The sequence below is a fragment of the Carnobacterium sp. GW821-FHT04C06 genome, assembly GCF_059420345.1.
Genome location: NZ_JBWKTN010000002.1, coordinates 122,269 through 144,326, shown reverse-complemented (window position 1 = coordinate 144,326; position 22,058 = coordinate 122,269). Strand labels below are relative to the sequence as shown.

General features: G+C 36.4%; 26 protein-coding genes. All 26 read right to left on the bottom strand.

Annotated features, from left to right (window positions below; genetic code table 11):
- Positions 1–4,158 (bottom strand): tape measure protein, encoded by a 4,158-nt coding sequence (locus AC07SW_RS04015; protein WP_494632301.1) that lies wholly within the window; start codon positions 4,156–4,158, stop codon positions 1–3.
- Positions 4,159–4,482, bottom strand: a complete 324-nt coding sequence (locus AC07SW_RS04010) for a hypothetical protein (RefSeq protein ID WP_485403068.1) — start codon at positions 4,480–4,482, stop codon at positions 4,159–4,161.
- Positions 4,483–4,502: 20 nt separating this feature from the next.
- Positions 4,503–4,952 (bottom strand): hypothetical protein, encoded by a 450-nt coding sequence (locus AC07SW_RS04005; RefSeq protein ID WP_494632300.1) that lies wholly within the window; start codon positions 4,950–4,952, stop codon positions 4,503–4,505.
- 58 nt (positions 4,953–5,010) lie between these two features.
- Positions 5,011–5,769, bottom strand: coding sequence for a phage major tail protein, TP901-1 family (locus tag AC07SW_RS04000; RefSeq protein WP_494632298.1), 759 nt, complete (start codon positions 5,767–5,769; stop codon positions 5,011–5,013).
- Between the two features lie 4 nt (positions 5,770–5,773).
- A complete protein-coding gene (locus tag AC07SW_RS03995; RefSeq protein ID WP_494632297.1) occupies positions 5,774–6,172 on the bottom strand; it encodes a hypothetical protein in 399 nt (132 codons plus the stop codon).
- 1 nt (position 6,173) lies between these two features.
- The gene (locus AC07SW_RS03990) at positions 6,174–6,524 is read right to left on the bottom strand and encodes an HK97-gp10 family putative phage morphogenesis protein (RefSeq protein WP_494632296.1); all 351 of its coding nucleotides are present in this window, start codon (positions 6,522–6,524) and stop codon (positions 6,174–6,176) included.
- On the bottom strand, positions 6,521–6,805 hold the full coding sequence (locus tag AC07SW_RS03985; RefSeq protein ID WP_311778231.1) for a hypothetical protein: 285 nt from the start codon (positions 6,803–6,805) through the stop codon (positions 6,521–6,523). Before AC07SW_RS03985 ends, AC07SW_RS03990 begins: the two co-directional genes overlap by 4 nt.
- Positions 6,802–7,143: a phage head-tail connector protein gene (locus tag AC07SW_RS03980; protein ID WP_494632295.1), complete on the bottom strand. Its 342-nt coding sequence runs from the start codon at positions 7,141–7,143 to the stop codon at positions 6,802–6,804. The genes AC07SW_RS03985 and AC07SW_RS03980 overlap by 4 nt, the downstream gene beginning before the upstream one ends.
- Positions 7,144–7,161: 18 nt before the next feature.
- Entirely contained in the window at positions 7,162–8,145 is a 984-nt protein-coding gene (locus AC07SW_RS03975; protein WP_494632293.1) for a phage major capsid protein, read from the bottom strand.
- Positions 8,146–8,161: 16 nt separating this feature from the next.
- On the bottom strand, positions 8,162–8,782 hold the full coding sequence (locus AC07SW_RS03970) for a DUF4355 domain-containing protein (RefSeq protein ID WP_494632292.1): 621 nt from the start codon (positions 8,780–8,782) through the stop codon (positions 8,162–8,164).
- 58 nt (positions 8,783–8,840) lie between these two features.
- Complete coding sequence (locus AC07SW_RS03965; RefSeq protein WP_494632291.1) at positions 8,841–9,764, bottom strand: minor capsid protein; 924 nt, start codon at positions 9,762–9,764, stop codon at positions 8,841–8,843.
- Positions 9,761–11,137, bottom strand: a complete 1,377-nt coding sequence (locus AC07SW_RS03960) for a phage portal protein (RefSeq protein WP_494632290.1) — start codon at positions 11,135–11,137, stop codon at positions 9,761–9,763. Before AC07SW_RS03960 ends, AC07SW_RS03965 begins: the two co-directional genes overlap by 4 nt.
- A gap of 14 nt (positions 11,138–11,151) precedes the next feature.
- Positions 11,152–12,381, bottom strand: coding sequence for a PBSX family phage terminase large subunit (locus tag AC07SW_RS03955; protein ID WP_494632288.1), 1,230 nt, complete (start codon positions 12,379–12,381; stop codon positions 11,152–11,154).
- A gap of 215 nt (positions 12,382–12,596) precedes the next feature.
- Positions 12,597–13,073 carry a terminase small subunit gene (locus tag AC07SW_RS03950; RefSeq protein ID WP_311778238.1) on the bottom strand — a complete coding sequence of 159 codons (477 nt, stop codon included), beginning with the start codon at positions 13,071–13,073 and terminating at the stop codon, positions 12,597–12,599.
- A gap of 208 nt (positions 13,074–13,281) precedes the next feature.
- Positions 13,282–13,806: a helix-turn-helix domain-containing protein gene (locus AC07SW_RS03945; protein ID WP_135081759.1), complete on the bottom strand. Its 525-nt coding sequence runs from the start codon at positions 13,804–13,806 to the stop codon at positions 13,282–13,284.
- On the bottom strand, positions 13,799–14,242 hold the full coding sequence (locus AC07SW_RS03940) for a hypothetical protein (protein WP_494632287.1): 444 nt from the start codon (positions 14,240–14,242) through the stop codon (positions 13,799–13,801). The genes AC07SW_RS03945 and AC07SW_RS03940 overlap by 8 nt, the downstream gene beginning before the upstream one ends.
- Positions 14,223–14,468: a hypothetical protein gene (locus AC07SW_RS03935; RefSeq protein ID WP_494632286.1), complete on the bottom strand. Its 246-nt coding sequence runs from the start codon at positions 14,466–14,468 to the stop codon at positions 14,223–14,225. Before AC07SW_RS03935 ends, AC07SW_RS03940 begins: the two co-directional genes overlap by 20 nt.
- Positions 14,469–14,870, bottom strand: a complete 402-nt coding sequence (locus AC07SW_RS03930) for a RusA family crossover junction endodeoxyribonuclease (RefSeq protein ID WP_494632285.1) — start codon at positions 14,868–14,870, stop codon at positions 14,469–14,471.
- Positions 14,858–15,043: a DUF3797 domain-containing protein gene (locus AC07SW_RS03925; protein WP_494632283.1), complete on the bottom strand. Its 186-nt coding sequence runs from the start codon at positions 15,041–15,043 to the stop codon at positions 14,858–14,860. The genes AC07SW_RS03930 and AC07SW_RS03925 overlap by 13 nt, the downstream gene beginning before the upstream one ends.
- 379 nt (positions 15,044–15,422) lie before the next feature.
- Positions 15,423–17,645 carry an AAA family ATPase gene (locus AC07SW_RS03920; RefSeq protein ID WP_494632282.1) on the bottom strand — a complete coding sequence of 741 codons (2,223 nt, stop codon included), beginning with the start codon at positions 17,643–17,645 and terminating at the stop codon, positions 15,423–15,425.
- Positions 17,646–17,679: 34 nt separating this feature from the next.
- Positions 17,680–18,087, bottom strand: a complete 408-nt coding sequence (locus AC07SW_RS03915; RefSeq protein ID WP_494632281.1) for a YopX family protein — start codon at positions 18,085–18,087, stop codon at positions 17,680–17,682.
- A complete protein-coding gene (locus tag AC07SW_RS03910) occupies positions 18,074–18,409 on the bottom strand; it encodes a hypothetical protein (RefSeq protein ID WP_494632280.1) in 336 nt (111 codons plus the stop codon). Before AC07SW_RS03910 ends, AC07SW_RS03915 begins: the two co-directional genes overlap by 14 nt.
- Positions 18,406–18,615, bottom strand: coding sequence for a hypothetical protein (locus AC07SW_RS03905; RefSeq protein ID WP_311907634.1), 210 nt, complete (start codon positions 18,613–18,615; stop codon positions 18,406–18,408). Before AC07SW_RS03905 ends, AC07SW_RS03910 begins: the two co-directional genes overlap by 4 nt.
- 273 nt (positions 18,616–18,888) lie before the next feature.
- Positions 18,889–19,701: a prohibitin family protein gene (locus tag AC07SW_RS03900; protein WP_494632278.1), complete on the bottom strand. Its 813-nt coding sequence runs from the start codon at positions 19,699–19,701 to the stop codon at positions 18,889–18,891.
- Between the two features lie 22 nt (positions 19,702–19,723).
- Entirely contained in the window at positions 19,724–21,304 is a 1,581-nt protein-coding gene (locus tag AC07SW_RS03895; RefSeq protein WP_494632277.1) for a DEAD/DEAH box helicase, read from the bottom strand.
- 12 nt (positions 21,305–21,316) lie between these two features.
- A complete protein-coding gene (locus AC07SW_RS03890) occupies positions 21,317–22,051 on the bottom strand; it encodes a hypothetical protein (protein ID WP_494632276.1) in 735 nt (244 codons plus the stop codon).
- Between the last annotated feature and the right edge of the window lie 7 nt (positions 22,052–22,058).

The following is a 22,058-nucleotide window of genomic DNA, read 5'->3' as shown; positions in this document are numbered from 1 at the left end:
TTACCACACCCCTCTGCCATTTGAACGTTGAATATAGCCCATCTCATTATTGACTGGCCCTGTAACCAGTCGTCCTACTGGTTCTCCTTCAAGAATTACAGCCATGCTACTAAATGCATTCACTAAATCATCTAATTTATTGCCTAAAGAAGTTTGGAAATCAACTGAAATCGTTGTATCTCCTTTTTCAAAAAGTGAACCTAAAGGCGAATTAGTAGTAACTGATTTAGCTCTATCCATCATATTTTCAATAGATGATTGAACCTCACTGGCTTCTCTATTGACTCCAACTGCGACTCCTTGAGGGATTGTTTCCCCTACTTGTTTAGCAAACCAACGAGAAGGGCTATGAGAATCAATAGAAGCTTTTGCACGTGTCTTTAAATCTGCCATAAGACTATCTAACGCATTTGTTGCAAATGAAGAATTAGCAGTAATCCCTCCAGCAATTCCTTGAGGAATAGCATCACCTACTGGTTTAAAGTCAACTTTTCCAGCTGAACTTTTTGCATCATCGGCTACTTTCTTAGCTGAATCAGATACCTCTTTACCTTTTTCCTTGATACCTTTTCCAATATTTTCAGAATAGTTATTCCCAGTATTTTTAAACAATTCAGATTTTGCTTTCATTTCATTATTCGCTTTATCTGCAGCACTTTTAGCACTCTCAGATAAGTTTGTAGAACCTACTTTTACACCATCCGATGTATTCGTCATCATATATTTACCAGCGCTATTATAGTCTCCACCTTTTATGGCTTCGATGTATTTATCTTTTCCTTGTTGTCCGCCATTAAAGAGTTCTGGTGGTAAAGTGCTAATACCCGTAATAACTTGCCCTCTAGCTTCGTCAGTCATCCCAGAAAGGTCTTTGGATTTAAAACCAGCTTCTAGTTGGTCAACTCCTTCGATACCTTTATTTCTTAGAATTTCAACAAACGCTAACATCTGCGTATCTGTATCTACTCCTAATTGTTGGAACTTCTGAACAAAAGCAATTAATTCTGGATCACTCATATCCCCCATTTGTTTCAATCCGTTTACAACAGTCTCTGTGTTCAAAATCCCTTGTTGATTTAGAATTTCAAGCATTTGAGCACCTGCCACATTAACTTGTTCACGCATTTTGTTGTTGTTCTCATTCAATGCATTAATTTTATTTTGAGCGTTTTGTTTTTCAGTTTCAGATTGAGCATTGTTACGAATTTCTTCTTGTTGTTTAATCTCTTCTTCGTTTTGAGCAATCAAGGCTTTTCTAGTCGTATAGTTTTGAGTAATAGACTGCACTAATTGATTAATTTCATTTTCAGAAACTTTTTGCCCTAATTCTAAACGTCTTTGTGCGGACTCAATATACAATTGATTTTCTTCGACTTTGCTATTTCTAACAGTTTCTAGCTGTGCCTTCAAAGCAGTTCTTTGAGTTTCATTTAGTTGTTCGCCACTTCTATCGACATTATCCGCAAGCATTGCTGATAAATCTTTTTCTTGGGATATAATCGCTGCATTATTTTCTTGAATGCCTTTTAAGCGGTCATTGTGCGCTTTTAGTTCAGCCGTTTTACGACCTTTTGTGTTTTTTTCGTCAATTTCGCTCATTTTTTGCATTTGTTTTTCATAGGCAGTCGCTACTTTTTCATTATTTTGAAGGTATTCATCAGAACTTTTTTTCAACTCGTCAATAAATTTCAAGTTTGTTTCATTCTGACCCTCAATTTTAAAGGCTTCTTCAACAAGTTGCATCGATTCTTGGAACGAACTAGCTGTCTGTTGTGCTCTATCTCGAATGGTATCTAGCGACGTAACAACAACATTTGCAGATTCTTTCGTTTTCTCTCCTGTTTTTTCAGCAGTATCACCGAAACTTTCATAAGCAGATTTCACACCGTTTACAGTAGCTGAATTTTTACCAAATTCTTCAAAAGCATCAGCTTGGTCTTTAAAGGTATCACCCATGCTCTTCATTTCATCTTTAGCGCCTTTTATATCACCAGTTAGCAATTTACCCATGGCGCTTCCTGCTTGACCTAATAGCTTGAATCCACGAATTACGGTGGCAACTGACAAAACAATCAATCTTAATGCATCAATTACTAATCCTAAAGCGATGACTAAAGCCCCACCGAGTATTCCTACTACAACTTTTAGAACAGGTTCTAAAGATTTAAATGCTTTTTGAAGGCTATCTAGCGAAGGTAATAGACCTTTGAACATATTCCCTAAACTGGTAAATGACTGTTTAAATGAACCGAAAACATTGTCTACAACTTCTCGCATATTCATAAAGTTTGTTTGCCACGCCACTGCAACTGCAACTACTGCTGCAGTTATTGCTACAAGAATTGCTGTAATCGGATTTGTCAGCATTGCCGCTGTTAAGCTTCTAATTGCTGTTATCCCACCAGTGGCCATCAATCTAAAAGCTTGTGATACTTTAAGTGCCATTCCGTTTAATGCAGTACCGGTCCCGCCGCTAGTAGCACTTAACAAAGCCATTTCTGTTTTCAGTCCTCGAATTGCTGTAATTGGATGACGCATGTTTGTTCCCATCATTCTAATTGCGGTGTTAAATCTTAATATGCTAGGACTGGTCATTTCTAGCGTGCTTATTAAGGCAGTAAAAGGACGTGTGAATAAATTACCTTCACCCATTTGTCTCATCGTCAATTTAGTTCTTGTAAGATTTTGAGAAAATTGCATTAGAGATGGTGAGGTATTTAATATTGCTGTTCTAAATCCTTGTAAACCACTAGTGATAATGTTAAAGCCATCTGCTCTCATATTTGTAAACGTTGAGCTGACAGTTGAACCAAGATTAACAAAAGCCCCTCCTACTGTCTGTAGTACAGGCGCAATACTGGAATTCATCCTTCCTACTACTCCACCAAAATCAACGACTTTTGAACTTAATTTTTGAATATTTTCAATACCTTTTACGAAACCTGCACCAATTCCCATGGTTATCTGGAAAACTTTCCAAGCTAATGCTCCTTTTACTAGAATAGCCATCCATTCTACAATCGCATCGCTATTACGTTGAATAAATTCTGCCACTCTTTCTATGGCATTTGCGACAGCGTACATTACATCACTGAACGTTTCAAGTTGTGCGGTGTTTCCGAACCCATCATACATATTTTTTAGCGATGTCATCACAGCTGTAACCGCATTTTTTATAGCTGTACCAACACCAAAAAAGGCCCCTCTCATTACTTCAACAAACGGCACTAACTTTTCCATTGCTAAACTAATCGATTGACCTATTGATTTCATACCGTTTTCCATTGTTGAACCAAAATCAGAAATCCAGCCTTTCATATCCATACCAGTTAGAGTTTTGGATATTGTATCAAATGCTGTTATAAACTCAATAACTCCACGTGTTAAAGCTGCTTTCATATTATCAAAAGAGCCTTTCCAAGTGTTACCAGCTTCTTTCGCTGCATTCTCTATTGATTTAAAATTACCTGCTCCATTAGTAAACGCTGTGTGCATTGCATCCATGAACTCTTCAGCTGATAACTTACCAGCGGACAGCTCATCACTTACTTGTTGAGTCGTTTTCCCAGTTTGTGCTGCTAATATTTGAAGTACTGGAACACCAGCTTCCATAGCAGATTTTAAATCACCTAAATTGGCTTTTCCTTTTGATGCCATTTGATTTAATTGTTGCATTACACGATCATAAGTTTCAGTCGTTCCGTCGCCATATGCACTAATTGCATCCATCCAGTCTTTTGTGTATGCAGTAGATTTCTCTAACGGTATTGCAGAATTGGCGAAAGATTGAGTCGCATTTGCTACAGCATTCAATCCATACGCTGTTCCTTTAGTTGCTCCTTTTAGCTCTTCAAGTACACCTTTAGCTATTTCAGCACTACCCGTTACACGAGTCATGTTACGCTGGAAGTTGTCCATTGTATCCATTCTTGTGAACGCAGCACTAATTTGACCAGTGGCCATACTAATTCCAGTACTAACCGCCCTAAAAACACCAGTAGATACGGCAATTCTTTTGACGGTATCCGAAAATTTAGCGCCACTTCTTTCAGTTTTACCGCTCATCTTTTCCATTGCTGAGCCAGCTTTGGAAAGTGTGCTCGTGAAACCAGCATCTTGAGCCTTTAATTTAGCTACTAAACTGTATTCGTTTCCCACTTACTCCCTCCTTTCCAACTTTTCTAATCTTTCTAAAATAAAAGCGTTGGCTGAACGTTGGACCGCTATGTCATTGTTTCCAAGTTCGTCCACTCTTACCTTCATATCAGTTTGATAAAGTTTAGATTCGCCATCATTTGTTAATTGAGATTCAATTTTCGAAGTATCTAAGATGTCTTTATAATCCTTGACTGTGTACCTGCCTTTTTCATCAACGTTTGTAATTGCTCGATTCAACCATAACGCTTGAACTTGAGTATCCAAATCATCGATTTTACGAAGCTCAGCACCTTTCATCCTGGTAACATATTCATCAAAACCCATCGAATCTATTTCTTTGACAGTTAGGCTTGGGTAGTATCTGAAACAGTTTCTTGTGATTTGTTCATAGCTGATTGATTGATGGCTTCTTGTGTCACTCCTTCCACCCCACCCGTTTTCTCTATAATTTTCTTCGCTTCGAGAACCATTTTCTTGTAAGCTGATTGTTCGAAAAAATCCATTAATTCTTGGCATAAATTTTCAATGTCTGCTTCTTCAAAGACATAATTTTCAATATCTGCTTCTTCAACATCATGAATAGCTAATCCAGCTTTCAAAACTTCCAAAGCGGTAAAAGGTTCGCCCATTTCTAAAGACATTAGAATAAACCCTATTCCTTCTAAATTTTCGCCCGTTTGTTTTGGGAGAATACCAATTTCTTTAAAAAATCCAATTCCACGATTCATTTTTAATTTTTCGTCCCCAATTTTCACGAACATATCTTTCTTAGCGTTTTGTTTTGTTTTTACCATCGCTTTTTCCTCCTAATTTTTTTATACAAAAAAAGAGAGCCGTTGTTGGCTCTCTTCACTATTTTTTAGATGTATTTGCTTCTTGAGCTTCTGTTAAAATTGCATCTACTGCAGCAATTGTTTTAGCTTCATTAATTCGTTTTACAAATGCTAATTTCTCATCAGATGCTAGTTTATCTAAGGCATTAACGGCTGTTGTTGCTTCTTTTTTTTTAGCTGTTAAGTCTTTGTCTTCTTCAGCAGTCACTGGCTCATATGCATATTTACCTACTTCACCAGTTGAAGCTTTGACAGTATCATAAACTAAATTTACTACCGCATCTTGATTATCACGATCTAAAGTCGCTCCTGCAGGCATTAAAAGAAACTGTCCGTTTAATTTCATGGTTGTTTTTACAGTTGCGTTTTTCCCAACTTCTGCTGGCAATTCCCAACCTTCTAATACACCAGTACCATAACGAGCTTCAAATTTATTGTCAGCTAATTGTTTTGCCAAATTAATTTCCCACACTTCTAAGGTAGAGCCTGTTTGAACACAATACTCCAACATTTTCGCTACAGTAGTGTCAGACAATAATGCCTCTAATTCAATTGAGAATTCTACTTCACCAGCACCTACAATAATACCGTCTTTTGTTGGTGTACTTTCTGACTTAGCTTCCATTTTTAAAGTGTGAGTCGTTTGTAATGAAAGAACAGCAGCGCTCTTATACGGGCGCTCTTTCACTAATCGGAACATTAAAATCTTATCTTTACCTGCAATTGGTTTTAATCCTTCTGCCTCAGCTTGTGCAATCGGCGATGTTAAGTTACTCATATTATCATTCTCCTTTTCCTAAAAATTCTAAACTTACTTCTAATACTCCATGAACTAAAGGTTGTCCTTTATCCTGGTTCTCATGAAAAAATCGTTGTTTATTTTCTTCGAGGATCCAATAATAATTGTTCGTGTAAGACATATTAACTAAAGCAAGGTTTATTTTATTAATCATTTCTTCAACTTCTTGTCTTTTGGTTTCAAAAGAAAAAGCGTGGATCACTATGTTAGTTTTCCCACGCAACTTCGTTTTAGTTCTTATGTCTTCGTTATTTTGCTCTCCAATAAAAATAAATGGATATTCATCTCCATTTAGATCAGGTGGCAAAAAATCATAAGTGTCATAACCAAATGACTCAGATAACGTAAAAATATAACGAAATATTTCACTATAAGGATTCATTCTATTTGCCTCCCAATGTATACAACATAGCTTTCTCTATATTGCGATAGAAAAATGGTTGTGTTTGTTGTATTGCTTTTAATAAATACCGTCGACCATACATCCATCTAGTCCCGAATTCAACGTATGGGGCATATTTTGCAATATAACCAACTTCCATTTCTAGTCCGCTACCACTAACTTGCTCACTACGATTCAGAAAACCAAATCGATATGGGGTATTCGCACTGGAAACCCTAAATAAATAAGACATAGTCAGTTTAACTGCTTCTTCAAACACCATCATATCTTGACTTTTTTTAATAGCATTTAATAACTCTTGAGCACCATCCATTCTCACACTCATTTTCATAAAGGAATTCCTCCTTTAGCAATCGAAACATAGTAACTATAGCGAGGGCACATACCTACACGTTTTAATACGTTATAAGCAACACCTTCAATTTCAAAAAAGGTTATTTTCTTCCCCAGGTCATCCGTTGTCCGAATGATATAGTTTTCTTCTTTGAGTGATCCAAATTGCTGTAACGCAAATGTCGTGCCTAAATCTGTGACGTTTACCATCAAATCATCAATGTATTTGGCTTTTGCCTTTTCGGTACAATAAGCTTTCGCTAGATCATCGTATCTCATATAAATTCAACCGTTCTTGAGTCAGTATCTGGCTTATTATCATCAACGTATTTATTGATAATAGATTCATATTCTCCAAAATCATCCGAATCGTACGTAATAGTTTCTTCTGATTGATTTATACTTTTCATACCTTCGTTTTTAAATCGATTAAATCTTTTTACAACTACAGCTCTGACTATAAATTCATATTCCATAGGAACATCCTTTGCTTGTAGCAACAAAGAGAGTTGAGACCTTGTATCTGTTTCCAAAGACTCAACTCGTTCTTTAACTTTTTCAAATTTTTCTTCATTTAGACCAAGGCGTTTTCTGATTTCATTTAGATTTTTATCCAATGCACTCAACTCCCATTCTTAGCCTTTTTTAGTTGATTTGCTATCAGGAGGTGTGCCTTCTGAAACTTTGACCAAAGAGAATGCTTCATCTTTAACTACCATGAAACCTAACTCGAATGTTGCTTTAATCGCAGCCATATCTCGTTCTGCTAAGTTTAATGGATTCCCTTGTTCGTCTTTAACTGTGGTTAATGTCGCTTCTGTTAAGATTTCATATTCAATACCTTGCAAGATTCCATAGTAAGCATAGTTCCAATCTCCAACTAGCTCAGCAATATCACTTTTACCAAAAGTATATTTTGGAGTATACGCAATAGGCAGGCCTAAAACATCATCTACGCCACCTGAATTTACGCTATTAAAGATAGGCATTCCGTTATTGTCTTTAGTCGAACGGTATTTGACACGTTGCTTACGAATGGTTGCAATACCGTTGGGTTCTAAGTCTTCTTCTTCGATTAGAGCAATAGCATTATTTAGATCATCGTATTTATTTTCAGTTTCGACTAAAACATTTTTTGAATCAGTAGCAGACTTTAAAATGTTCCAATTATAGGGAGAGTCTTCACCAGAAAATACAGCTAAGTCAAACTTCTTATAAAATGCCTCCGCTATTTCCGCTCGCATTAATTCAAAGAAATCTGTGATACTATAACGTAAATTTTCTTTTGTCGTAGGAATAATTACTCCCATTTTTTTGGAGTTCATTGTTGCTTTTGTGAACGTCGGCTTGCTTGTTTGAATACGCTCAGCCTCATCTACCCAGTAAGCACCTACCCCTGACATAAAGGTGAAATTTTCTTGAGGTTTTGTCATCGGCACTGCTTTAGCAAGACGCATAGCTGCCGACCCATTTTTTACATCTGTCAAAATTGTTTCAGCGGTATTTGATGGAATACTACCGGTCTTTGCATCTTGCATAGTTGTGGTATCTGGATCGAAACTCGGTTTCGCAAAAAATTGTAATCGCATTGGTAATAAGTTTTCTTTATTTTTTTTCATATTATTCTTCCTCCAATTATTTAGTTATTCTGTGTTCATTTAACACGTCTGTTTTAAAATTTTTCGTTTCTTTGGTTCCGACATGAGTCGTAGAAATCACGGGGGGCGTCCCTTTTAATTTTTCTTTACTGATTTTTTCCGCTTGATCTTGAATAATGCTTACTAGGCTTTCTACGCATTGTTTTGTTTCTTCTGCAGTACTTTTAACAACTAAGTGTGTTAATTCATCATTAGCGATAATATCGTGCTCAGAAAACATTTTAATGGCCTCTTTTGAGAGTTGGTTAAATGCAAGGTTCTTTTTCAATTCGGCATTTTCTTTCTCGAGTTGTTCCTTAACGTGCTGAGCCTTTTCTTCTGCATTCATTTTAGCCAACTTATCAGCTTCTTCTTGTTTTGCCTCTTGATCCTTTTGCCATTTAGCGAATTTTTGATTTACAATCTGATTGACGTCATCATCAGTGTATTTTAATTCAGGAGTTTTGGGGTCTTCTGGATTTTTTGGATCAACTGGGTCTTTTGGTGGGTCAATTGGATCAGTAGGTTCTCCTCCAAAAAACTGCAACCTCATTGGCAATAATTGTTTTAATTTACTTTTTTTCATTTTCATTTCTCCTTCCATTGCTTTTTTTGTCATCAATGCTCAGACTTCCATAGAGTTTAGCGTCTTCAATGCTTGGACATAACAAAAAACGTCAGCTTCCGCTACCGCCCACTTCATTTCTAAATATTCCTAATTTATCCTCATAAGATGGAATTAAACTACATCTACAATGTGGATGGATTGGTGGTTTAGCTCCTTGATACTCAATCTTATCAATACTAAATATCTTACCGTTATACTGACCACATTTATCACAGGCGCTTGGTTGCGCGACAAATTCCACTTTATCAAATCCAGCTTTGTTGAATGAACTCAATTGAATTCTTGTTTGGATATGTGCAGTTTCATTGACTAGCAATCGTCTAGCTTCAAAAGCGCTAGATTTTTCAAATACAGTCCTTAGCTCTGAAACTAATTTAGTTGGATGTTCTCCACGATTCAAAGCGTTATCTAAGGTCTTTTCTAATGTGGCTTTCATAAAATCAACATCTTTTGCCCAGATATTAGAAAACTGATTCTGTTTAAAACTACCGTTAAGAATCTCTTTAATCGCTTTTTCTGAAAATTTAGCAGTACTTTTAAATATACCTGCTTGTCGTTGAACCTCTTTTAAAGCTTCTTCGTTCAATCTTTTATTAGCAAATTCTTCTACGTCTGTTTGATACTTAGCCATTTCAATTGTTAATTGGTTCTTAATAAGTTGTAAACGGCTCATATTCATTTTTAGATTATAGAGACGCATCTCAGCATTAACTTTACTATTGATGGTCTTATTTTCCACATACTCTTTTGCTTTATCTTCAAAATCACGAATATCTAATCGATCCGCTCGTTCTTTTGCATCAGACATCGATATTCCTTCTATGCTAGAGTATTTGCTCAATAATTTTAGAAGTTCATTTTCGATATTAGCCATAGCTCTTCTTGAAAGTGAAACGATTGAGTTTTTATCTAGCTTGTCTTGTGCAACTTGAGATTCAATATGGTGTAACTCACGGTCTATCCAATAACTCATGAGTCATCCTCTACTTTGTTTACCCTTATTACTTCTTCGGCAGAAATTCTATCTTTTTCTTCACTATCGCTTTCAGCTTTTATTCTTTCGAGCTCTTGGTCTACATCTGGAACTAAGCTTGGAATTGCTTTTAATTGTGTTTCTTTTGATGTTGTACCAGCTAACATTCTAGCTGTTTCAGCCTCATCTTTAATATTTCGTGGGGTATTGTAGTTAAACGAGTACTCTATGTCACGCCAAACATTTTTATCCGCAACATCAAGTTGAACTTGAAAGAATAGCTTATATTGCAAAGCTAAGGATTTTTGGAATTTACGTTCTTTTGCTAATGTGCTATTTTTCATATCTAACATTTTAACTTCCAACGCAACGCCAGAAGCAGCAGAGAACAGCTCTTTGTCATTACTATTAAATGTCATGGATGTCTGAAAAATCAATGTTTCAATACGCTTTAACAAATTTTCTTGAGTAGTGTCTGCATTGGGTTTTTCTAAAAAACCTATATCAACACTTTGTCCTGTCATTAAGGGTTTTCTTGAGATAATGGTTCTGCTATCCCTCAAACTACGTTCTGTGTTTTCATCCCATGCTACACCAATCATTTTCAGGTAGGCATCTGCAAAATAAGCGACATCATTCGCTTTTTCTGAGAGCGCACTATTATATTCATTTGCTAGTGACCAAATTAATTCAATTCTACCTTGCTTTTCGGTATTTTGTACAAATTCAATCATGGGTATGTCTGCAAACACATATTCTTCGATAAGCGAAAGTGTTTTGGCTACATTATCATATTGATAGACACCATCAGGTCCGTATACATATGCTTTTATTTTAGCTGATCCATTTGCCTCTTCAAACTCTGAATAGACAACACCAAATTGGGGTTTATTTTTCAAATCGTTAGAAAAAACTAGAAAGCCTTGTTTAGCATTTACTACAGCCACTCGTGTTTCAGACTCTTCATCTTGGTATAACAGTTTATACCCTAACCCATGCATATCACATAACTTTGAAATTTCAGCATCGTTATCGCTTTCGTAGTTTCTTTTTCTGAAATCATCGATTTTATCTTTAATTGCATCGTTAGTATGGTTACACTTAACAGGATTCCCAACAAAATATCCTGTTGCTGTATCAACTACATACCTAGCAAAATTAACTCCTATTCGATGATCTGGCTTTCCAAGCTCTTTACTTTTTTGGTCATAAATTTCATGTTCGCCAGTATAAAGCTTTTCCATTTTTTCATAGAATGGGATTAGTTTCATGTGTTTTTCAATATAATCTCCGACAGTCTTATATGTTACTGGATCATTTGCATTAACAGTAAAATTTCTTTCTGATTGGCTAGGTATTCCGTACTGATTCATTAGTTATCTCCTTTCTACAACAGCGACTCTTTGATATTTAGTGACACTCCCGCATGCAAGCTCGTCATCGCATACCTTAGAGCATCGATTAAGTGATTGTAATCATCAATTGGTTTTCCTAAATAACGGTCACTTAATTTTTCTTTTTTCCAAGTGTAATTGTTTATTTCAATCAAAAAGTTTTCGCATTTAGGATTGATTATTATTTCATAGTTTTGGAGTTCTACGATGCCGACAACCACTTGGTCCTTAATTACTTGGTCCATTCTCGTGATTCCACAATCGTATAACTCGTTAATCAAACGGCCATCAATTTCTGAAATTATCCACTCGTCTTGATACCCTTTTTCTTTAATTAAATTTGCAATCTCTTCGGTTTTTAAATGCGTTTGATAAAACTCATCTGAAATGTATAGCTTTTTATCGCGCTCATTTACGTACGCTGCGATAAAAGCCGTTGGATCATTACTCCAACCATAGTCAATACCAAAGATGGGTTGATACTGTAACAATTCTTCATTTGTCATTTCAGCTTCTCTAAAGTTTTCAAAGACTAAACCATCAGCAATTCCCCAATCGCCATCACATACAACACGAGCACGCTTAGGATTCGTTCGGTACAAGTCTTCGTAACGATCAATTGTTTCTTGGTCTAACCATTCATTCACACGGTAATTCGTTGTGTAGGACGATACGTTCTTTTTCTTGGTTTCTTCGTCAAAAAATTCACGTTTTAACCAATGCTTTTCAGACCAAGGGTTAAAACTAAGTGTTATTTGTCTGAATACTTCTGGATTATCGTATTTCCCACGAATCGATTCTGCTAAAGTCTCAAGCTTTTCTGCACTTTCTATCTCGTAACATTCCTCAATCCATACAAATGCAAGTATGCCTGTTTCCACTGCAATTGATGTAATTTTTAATGGATCATCCAAGCCACGAAATAAAATCTTTTGACCAGTAGGAATATACGTTATTTCTGGCAATGATGGATTGCACTTAAAATACTCATTTACGCCCAGCTGAGCAATTGCCCACTTCAATTCGGTGTAACATGACTGGCGCAAAGTATTGCTATGACGCCGAACAACAAGAATATTGGACCATTCATAAATGAGCAATCTGTAAATATGATTCAATGCTATTGTCTTAGATTTTTTTGAACCACGGCTCCCTTTGATGACACGGTAAAAATGCTTATCAAAAAAGAACTCCTTATATCCACCGCCTATAAGCGACTTCAAACTGAGTTCCTTCGTTATATTATTCGGTTTTTCTATCTCTTTAGTAGTCATGTTTTCACAATCTTTCCTCCTTCGAAATCCTTTGATACCAGCTACTTACTAACTATACCAATTTAAAATCACAATATTCACATGCTAAAGCCTTGCTACTGTTATTACTTGGGTTAGTAGGTATTATGTGAACTAGGTCGACATTTACGACACATTCTTGTTATTTAATCTTCTAAATCATTGTTAACGATAATCGTAACGCCACTCGCGCTGCCTTTTTCGCTCGTCTTAATATCCTGTTCAATTTTATCAATTCTAGCTTGAGTAAGTTGTCTGTCCAAGTCTTCATTTTTTGGATAACGTTTCAACAATGAATCTAAAGCACTTTTACGTTGATTAATATCGGATTTCTTTTTTATTTCTGCTACACCATCTTGTGTAGGAATATAAATAGTTTCCTCAATTTCCCCACGTGCTATGGACGTCAATAACTGCATCGCTTCGGTGGCATCCATAACCCTCTTAGCGTCCATTTTAGCTAGCTGTTTGTCTATATAGGCTTTAACACTAACATTAGCTAACAAACGTGCTCCTTGAACATGAGGCTGTTTGTAGTCAGCTAATCGAGCAGCTTCATTGGCATTTCCACAACGAATATACTCGTCAGCAAAGCGTTTTTGTTTTTCTCTTAATGTATTCACGGCATATCACCACCACCTTTTTTATTATTAAAAAATTATGTAAAAAACTCCTGAAAGGCAGTCCGTAACGATGACGGTCACAATCCTTTTAGGAGTTTTTATTTGTGAATAACCCTAGGAGGCTTTCAGGAGGCGCGACACCTACCTACTCATTTCACACTATCATAGTAACATGAAAAAGGTGTCATTTTTTATCTAATTTTTATCATTACACAAAGCCTATTGCAGCAACGCCAAACAGCATTACAGACATATCGTTAATAGCTTCTCTTGAATCTCTATATACAGTTGCTTGCTCTACTCCTAATCGTTCGCATAATTGTTTTACTGTCAGTTTATTATCTACAAGATAACGATATTTCAATACTTCGAATCGTCTTTTTTCTTCAGGCAAACCTTTTGCTGCGCCTAGCTCATACGCTCTGAGCATAGCGTCAACATGTCTCATGATTTTTACTGTTTTAAAGTGATATTTTTCTAAAGTTTCAAGAGTCAACGTTTCTAAATCAAGAACAGATTCGTCATATCCAGATAGTTCGGACTGATACTCTTCTGCCATATCCCTTAGCTTTGTATAGTTTTTTAGCAACAAATTTGTATTTTGTAAATTGCGTTCTCGTTGTTCAATTTTTTTACGTTTTTCTTTTTGATCTACGTGCTTTGTTGCCACTTCGCTTGCAGTTTTTGTAATGATCTCAATTTGATGTTTAGTCAAACCTGTTGCTTTAGCCAATAGTTCCCATCTCCTTTTTTATAATTGATTCAACGGTTACTTCCGTTAAATCATAATGATTCGCTATCGCGCCCATACTAGTTCCATTTTTGAACGATTTAAATATTTCTTTATCGCGACTTTTGTTAAAATCTGACCTAGTAATTCTATTTTCTTTTTTCCATTTCCCTATCCCGTTGCGACTCAACCCACAAGCTAAGGCAATTTCATAATCAGCATAGCCGCGTTTTTTTGCTTCGAAATAATATTTTTTAGTTAACCGACCAACTGGATCAAGGAGCTGTTTTCCTTTACGATTATTCGGATTTGAGGCTGTCCAAATCTCACGACCATATTTTTTTATTTCTTCACAATCCGCGCAATTTTTTACTGAACATGTTCCAATTTCATGTTCTTTCAGCAAAACAAATAATTTTTCAAACTCTGGACTTTTCATGTTCCTCCCCACCTTTTTGTGATTGCCAAACACCTTCTAGCCAATCAATCAGCATGTTCATTTGTTTGACAACTAAAATTTCGTTGTTGTATCGATTGCACAGTTCCCCACTAGATTTCACAACCCAATCCCAAAAGACATCACTGTTCAATCCGTGTTTAATTGCTTGTTGATTGCTTTCATGAATCCAAGCAACCACTTCAGCATAAAATTTTTGGTAGTCCATTTACAGCACCTCAATTTTGATATAAATACCTGGCAAATCTGCCCAATATTTTTCAATGACTTCACTAGCAACTAAAGCATCGTCTTCCCAAAAATTTAAATCAGTCATGCAATCTTTTAGCAACTTCACTAAATTATCTGTATCAGGCTTTGTTGTTTTGTATTCACCGTTTTTGTGAGCACCCGTAGCTTTGAAGCACCACCATGATGTAAGTCGAACACCCTTTTTATATTTTTCATCTGGAACATGTTTAGCCAAATGTGCTGTTAATTTCGAGCGTGCTGCTTCCAAGTCTGGTGGCTCATAGAATACCGGTTTGCCATTTACAACGCGTACTTGCTTCTGCTGATGAGTTGTAGTGGGTACTTTTTCCATAGGCATAAAGAAACTTAATCCTGACATCGATAAACCACCTCTTTTGATTCAATATGAACTTTCCATCCACATTTGCACCAACGATCAAAATTAATCTCGCCAATAATCAATCCACCTTCTCCACATCCAATACGGTCATTCCCACATTCTAGACAACGAGAATATTTTTTAGTCAACTCCATAGCATATGTCATTTTCATTTTTTCACCTTTCCAAATCGTAATGATTCTTTTTTTATTTTTTTATTATTTTTCTCTCGCGCTTTGTCCAATTATTTAAGGGGTCAGGGATCAAGGGGGAGAGTGTAAACTCCCCTTGTTCCTGTCACCCATAATGGACTGATTGGGACAAGGGTCAATTACCTATACGTAGTATAGGGTTGTCCCTGTCCCTGTCCCTAACCTGATTTCACAAACTATAGAAACTAGTATTCTCTAAGGGTCAGACAGGGACACTCCCGACTTTGTCCTTAACTTTGTGAAATGCTCTCTAAGGACAGGGACATTCTCGATAAAAAGCAGTGTCTGTCCCTAAAAGACAGACAGACAAAACCTCGACTTTGTCCCTGTCCCTATCTACTTATTTTTTCTCAATTTTGCCCTCATTTATTTCAAAACCGCCATGTTCTTTTACTCTTCTTCTGACCGTTTTATCACTAATTCCCATATATTCAGCAAGAGAATCTACAGTAATATCATCCTCAATTGAGCACGCTTCATAGGCCGTTTCTAATCCGATTTTGCGTTCTGCCTTAGCTTCATCAGGCGTTTTTTTCTTCTTATCTAAATTCTTTTTCCATGGTGGTTGAACGTCGTCTAATTTAATATCACTTAGAATGCCTGTCGTATCAACGGAATGGACTGGATAATTAAACCACATGTTGACAGGTTCGAATTTAGGAAATTCTCTTAGAGTTCCTTCTACTCGCCAACCAGTTTTAATTTTAGCCTGTTGTTTTGCCTTGTTTGCAGCAATTGCCACTACTTCCATATCATGCCTAGATTTTATTGCTGTTGTAATATGTTGATTCATTTGAAACTCACTCATTAAGTCATCCTGTGACACGTATTCGTTAAAATAATCAGGTGCGTACTTTTTAAGAGCCAATTCATAGACTTGGCAAATTGATTTACTTTCTTGATGTGCTTGAATTGTATCGCTTATTTCTAACTCAACTAAATCAATTAAAGCATCTGGATCACGAGCGAATACGCCTGAGCCACTTGCGCGGTCCATTGATTTTTTATTTCCTTGCCCACCTTTTGAATGATGATGGCAATAAATAACGCTAGAACCTAATTCCGTACAAATTTTATCAAACTGATTAGTAAAATGAGCCATCTGATCTGCACTGTTTTCATCACCCGTTAAGACTTTATAAATGGGGTCAATGATAACTGCGCTGTAGTTCTTCTTAGTTGCTCTACGAATCAATTTAGGTGCTAGTTTATCCATTGGAACTGTCTTTCCACGCAAATTCCAGATATCAATATTATTGAGATTATCTGGTTCCCAGCCGAGTCCACCGTATACATCTTTGAATCGATGCAAACAACTGGCGCGATCAAGTTCTAAATTGACATAAAGGACTTTACCTTTCTTACAATTCCATCCTAGCCACTTCCTACCTTCAGCAAGAGCAATGCAGAGCTCAATCAAAGCAAATGACTTCCCTGCTTTTGAAGGACCTGCCATTAACATTTTATGGCCTTGACGCAACAAGCCATCAATTAGTACTGGTGCAAGTTCTGGCATGTCGTTCCAAAATTCGGTTAAGCTTTCTGGCTCTGGTAAATCGTCATTGATTCCCTCAATCCATTCGTGCCATTCTTCCCAATTTTCTTTTCCTATATTGGTATCAATGATAAATTGTTTTTTATCACCTCGGATAATCCCTGGCATTCTTGATAAACGTGAAGGGTTTCTATTTTGACTATCGATGTTCAAGCCATTCTTTTTACAAACATTGTAAAGATAATCTACACGCTTTCGATACTCTCCATAATCAGCTGCATCTACTCGAACGATAGCGTGAATACTTTTCTTTCCTGAGTAAACTAAGCATGCTACTGGCAATTCAAGCTCACGGATGATGGCATTTTGCTTGGCTAAATCCATCGTATCGGATTCAACTAAGGCATAACGAAAATCTGTAACATTTTCATTCTTAACACCTTTACCATCTAATGGATTAAATCGAATCCAAGCACCAGCCTGTGGGTTGTAATCTCCAAAAACATTACCCATATCTCCGTCACATTGATTTAATTCTTGAATCAACTGACCAGCCGTTCGATCACTAGCTCCTTTAGTAGGAAGGTATTTCCCATCTTTCTCCCACGTTTCAGTAACATAGCCTACATTTTCCGTTGATTCGAATAATACTTCTAAATATTTTGTTAGCTCACGAACAGGATTAAAATGAGTCGGCTCTTTGATTTCTTTTCCTTCGACCCAGTTTTTATCAATAATAACTAGATCGTCATTGCCACCAATCTCATCTTCCCACCCTAATTCGCGCGATTCTTCATTGTATCTTTTCGGGGTCCAGCCATTTTCTTTGGCTAATTGTGTGATAGTAGCTCCTGTAACAGGACTACCACCTGAACCTTGAAACGTGGTCCATTTTTTAAAACATTCACCCTGTTGGTAACGGTTGTCATTACGACTCCATTCGTCCCAATCAGCGGCAGTATATCCTTCTTCTTTTAATGCCATCCCAACGTTTACCCATTCTGTATAATCCAGCATAGAGGGGTTAATGTAGTCCAGTAAGGCAATTAAATCTAGTTTATTATCCATAGTCTATTTACTCCGTTCTAACAAAATTTACCAATTAATCCAACAGCTCCGGATTATCAAACTTGTTGCCGATGACTTCGATTTCATACTCGCTTACATTCGATATACAAGATAAAACATTGGAATCAAAGTAGAAAGTTCGAGGTGCTTCTATATCGAACGACGGATAACCTTTATCACCGAACCATTTTACTTCTGAATTAAAAAAATGTGATCCTTCAAAAGTTACATTTACAATATCACCCTCGTAAATCTCCACACCGTTTTTATCTTTCAATCCTGTATACTGCATAAGGATTATTTCGCTAAACTTTCTTTTGAACTCTCCTTCATAAATGGTTTTTTCAAATAAAACCACATATTCATCTTCTATGTGGATTGAAGAAACTTTATACATCTTCTTCGTGATTTTATCCCACGCTCTATACTTAATTTCTCTCATGACTTAACCCCCATTCGGAAAATGCTTGCAGGACTTGCAACCGCTCAATATCTGTAAGATTGCGATAAGCCCTAGCTGTTACCTCATTTTTCATCCATCCTCCAGTGCAACTTAAAAATGTTAATTCGCAAAGCAAGCTATCTACTCCCCGGTTTGGAAGATCTCTTTTCATCCAATCAAGTACAATCTGCTGATTCTCGTTAAGTTCAATGTGTAAACTCAACTCATATATTTTCTTAGCTTTCTCGTATTGTTCATGCGGTTCTAGTTCTTCGTTAGTTAAGTCAAATGCTAAGTTGTTAATCTCTTCTAGTCTACTCATCCCTCAATCACCTCAACTGGATTTATTTGTACGATGTTGTCTAAACTGAACTTTGTTCTGCTGTCATCGATTAAAAATCCTCGAGTTTTCAACATTGTGAAACTAGTAAAATTATCTGCTCGCTTCTCACTTTCAAACCGAGCAGTTCGAACCAATCCGTTAACGTCAAACATCACAATCTTGTGCGTGTATTTTTTATCTGTCATTCTTCTTCCTCCGTTATTTAACTAACAAATTATAGTAAATAGTTTTAAATCTAAAATGCCTGTGATATAATATTTCCGCAATGATGTTACACACTAGTTAATTCAGCATTGCGGAAACATTGTTGTTTTATCTATTCGTCGTGGAGCACGTGGTCCCACGACTTTTTTTATTTTTCTTTGTTATTTCTAGATATAGTGAGACCTAAAACAATCAATGTACTCACTAGTAATCCAATCATAAATTTTAAAATGAAATATCCCATACTTTCCACCTTATTTCGTTGTAGTATCGACAATTGCATTTCCTGTTTGAACTGTTACAAAACCATGTTTCATATGAGCATCTGCTTCTTTCATCTTAATTAGGTTATCTGTGATTGAATTGTTCAAAATATTATTCGCTTCCGCTTCTGCAGTTGCTCTTGTCACTTCTGCTTCAGCATCTGCTTTAGCTTTTGTTAGAGTAGTTTCAGCTTCTAATTTAGCACGTTCATTATCTTGACCAGCTTTGATGATTGCATCAATTGATTTCTTTGTTTCAGCATCTACATCAGGGACACCAAAACTTAAATCTTCAACTAAAAAACCTTTTTTCTTAACTGCAGCTTGATAGTCTTCTAATATTTTATTTTGAACCTCTGTTGATTTTTTGCCTGTGACATCTAGTAAATTGTATTCTGACATTACTTTTCTACCAGACTTCAATAGTTGAGCTTTTAACCAGCTTTCTTCAATGTCTTCAATCTTTATATTTCCGAATTCTTTAAATACTGACGATACTTTTGTTGGATCAACTTTATACGCATAAGTGATAGATACATGCGTTGCTTTCCCATCTTGTGTAGCTAGATTTAATTTCTTAACTTTTACAGTTTGAAGACGAATTGGATACTGTGTAACTTTATCTAATCCCACGAACTTAACACCTTGGCCAAGTACATTATCTTTCACTCCACCATTCATTGAGTAACGAACACCTACATATCCATTGTCAATTTTTTCAAAGAATCTAAAACCACCGATAATTAAACCTACTAACAAAATCACTAATCCTGCTAAATACTTGATATTCTTTTTATTCTCCATATTAAAATCCTCCATTAATGTTTTATTTGCCACTATATTCTTTAGGGTTTATACCTGCAGGTATTCTCCAACCATTTGCTGCAATACGATCAATTATTTTTTTTGCATTGTTGAAGTCCCATTGACCTACATGTTCAAAACCACGACTTTCTAAAAAGCGAATTTGCTTAGGTGTCGTTAATCCTTCATCACGGCGCTTATCTAATCGTTCTAAAATTTTAGTAGCTTTGCCTGCGTTATCAATTTCATCAGGTAAAATACCCATTTTTTCTAATGTCTTTATCTGTTTTTCTGATGGTGGTCCCATTTCCCAGCCGAAACTTGGAACATAACTTGATAACTCTTCGGACTGAATACTCATCTCAAATTGAAGTGGATCAACTAATTTTTTCTTACGTCGCTTCATTTCAGCGAGTTTGTTGGCCAATGCCTCTTCTCTCTGAGCCACAACATCCTCTGCCGATGATGCCTCAACTTCTTCAAGGTCCATCGCATAACCAGCTTCTTCTATTTTCTCAGTCATAACTCTTGCAACGTCTTTATTTTCAGCAATCAAGTGAGCAGGATGGCACAACTCATGCTTTTCTGTATGCCAAAGGAAATCTAACAATAATAATGACTCTTTATCTGGATGTAGTCGGGTACCTCGCCCAACCATTTGAGAGTATAGACTTCTAACTTTAGTCGGTCTTAGTACAACAATACAATCCACGCTAGGACAATCCCACCCTTCAGTAAGCAACATGGAATTACATAAAACGTTGTATTTATCATTTTCAAAATCATCTAAAACCTGTGCACGATCTTTACTTTCTCCGTTCACTTCTGCAGCCTTAAATCCTTTTTCGTTTAATATTTCTGTAAATTTCTGGCTCGTTTTAACAAGTGGAAGAAATACCACTGTTTTTCGATTTTCGCATTGTTCAATCATCGTATCGGCTATTTGATGTAAATAGGGATCCAACGCTGTCCCTAAATCACTTGATTTAAAGTCGCCTGCTTGTTGGCCAACCTGAGTTAAATCTAATTTAAGCGGAACAGTTAGAGCTCTAATAGGGCTTAAAAACCCTTCTTTAATTGCTTTTGGTAGTGTATATTCATAAGCCAAACTATCAAAATATGATCCTAAATTTTTCATATCCCCACGATCTGGTGTTGCCGTCACACCTAAGACGTTCGCATGTTCAAAGTGATTTAAAACTCTTTGATATCCATCAGATATACAATGATGCGCTTCGTCTACAACAATTGTGTCAAAGTGGTCACTCTTAAATTGCTCTAGTCGCTTAGGGCGTTGCATGGATTGAACAGACCCGACAACCACACGGAAGAAACTTCCGATTGATGTTTCTTGTGCTTTTTCAGTTGCACATTTTAAGCCTGTTGCTTTTTCTAACTTATCAGCTGCTTGATCTAGTAATTCTCCTCGATGAGCTAAGACGAGCACACGCTCGCCCATCTTCACTCTATCTTCAATTACTTTACTGAATACAATTGTCTTCCCACATCCTGTAGGTAAGACCAGCAATGTTTTTTTTATCCCGTTGGACCATTCGTTTTGAATGGCCTCACGAGATTTTTTTTGGTAGGGTCTTAATTGCAAATCAGCTCACTCCTAGGCAATAATATTGATTTGATTATTCTTGATTTCTTCTTCAAAAGCATTTTCAAAATACTTACGAATATTTAAAATTGCCTCGTTTTTCCATAATCCTCCATCAGCCTCGAATAATGCGCATTCAGCATCATCGTTTAGTCTGAAAATAAAAGCACTTTCAGGCTGTGGCACTTCTAAAAATGTGCGGTACGGTGAAAGGATAGCTGGACTTGGAACTTTAGCAGTCCCTACTGTCGAAGCTCCACTCTTAACTGTAGTCACTTGGCTAATCCCATCATCTTTTAATTCAATGCCATTATCGATTCTAAGAGCGCCAGTGAACGCTAATAAAGCTGTAGAATCTTCATTTCTTTGAAAAATAGATTGCAATTGGATAATGAATTCACTAGGTTTTAAATAGTGTTTGTAGGGATATTTTGGCAAATCAACCATTGCACTTAAAATATTTTCACGACGACCATTTTCATCTAGTTGAGATAATACATTTACTTCTACAGGACTTTTAACATGTAAAACCAAGCGGTCTTCAACGCGATCAAATTTTGATTTAATAAAATCTACTAATCCCTGTAAAGTGCTGACTGTTAGAGTTTCGGCATACTTTTTGCCATCCAATTCTGTTAGATTGTGATTGTTTCTATCAAAGTAAGTTTTTCCATTCACTTCTACGGTTTTATCTTCGTTTTGTGCTAATTCAACTGCATATTGTAAACTTTCTTTAATGTCTGTCATTGTTATA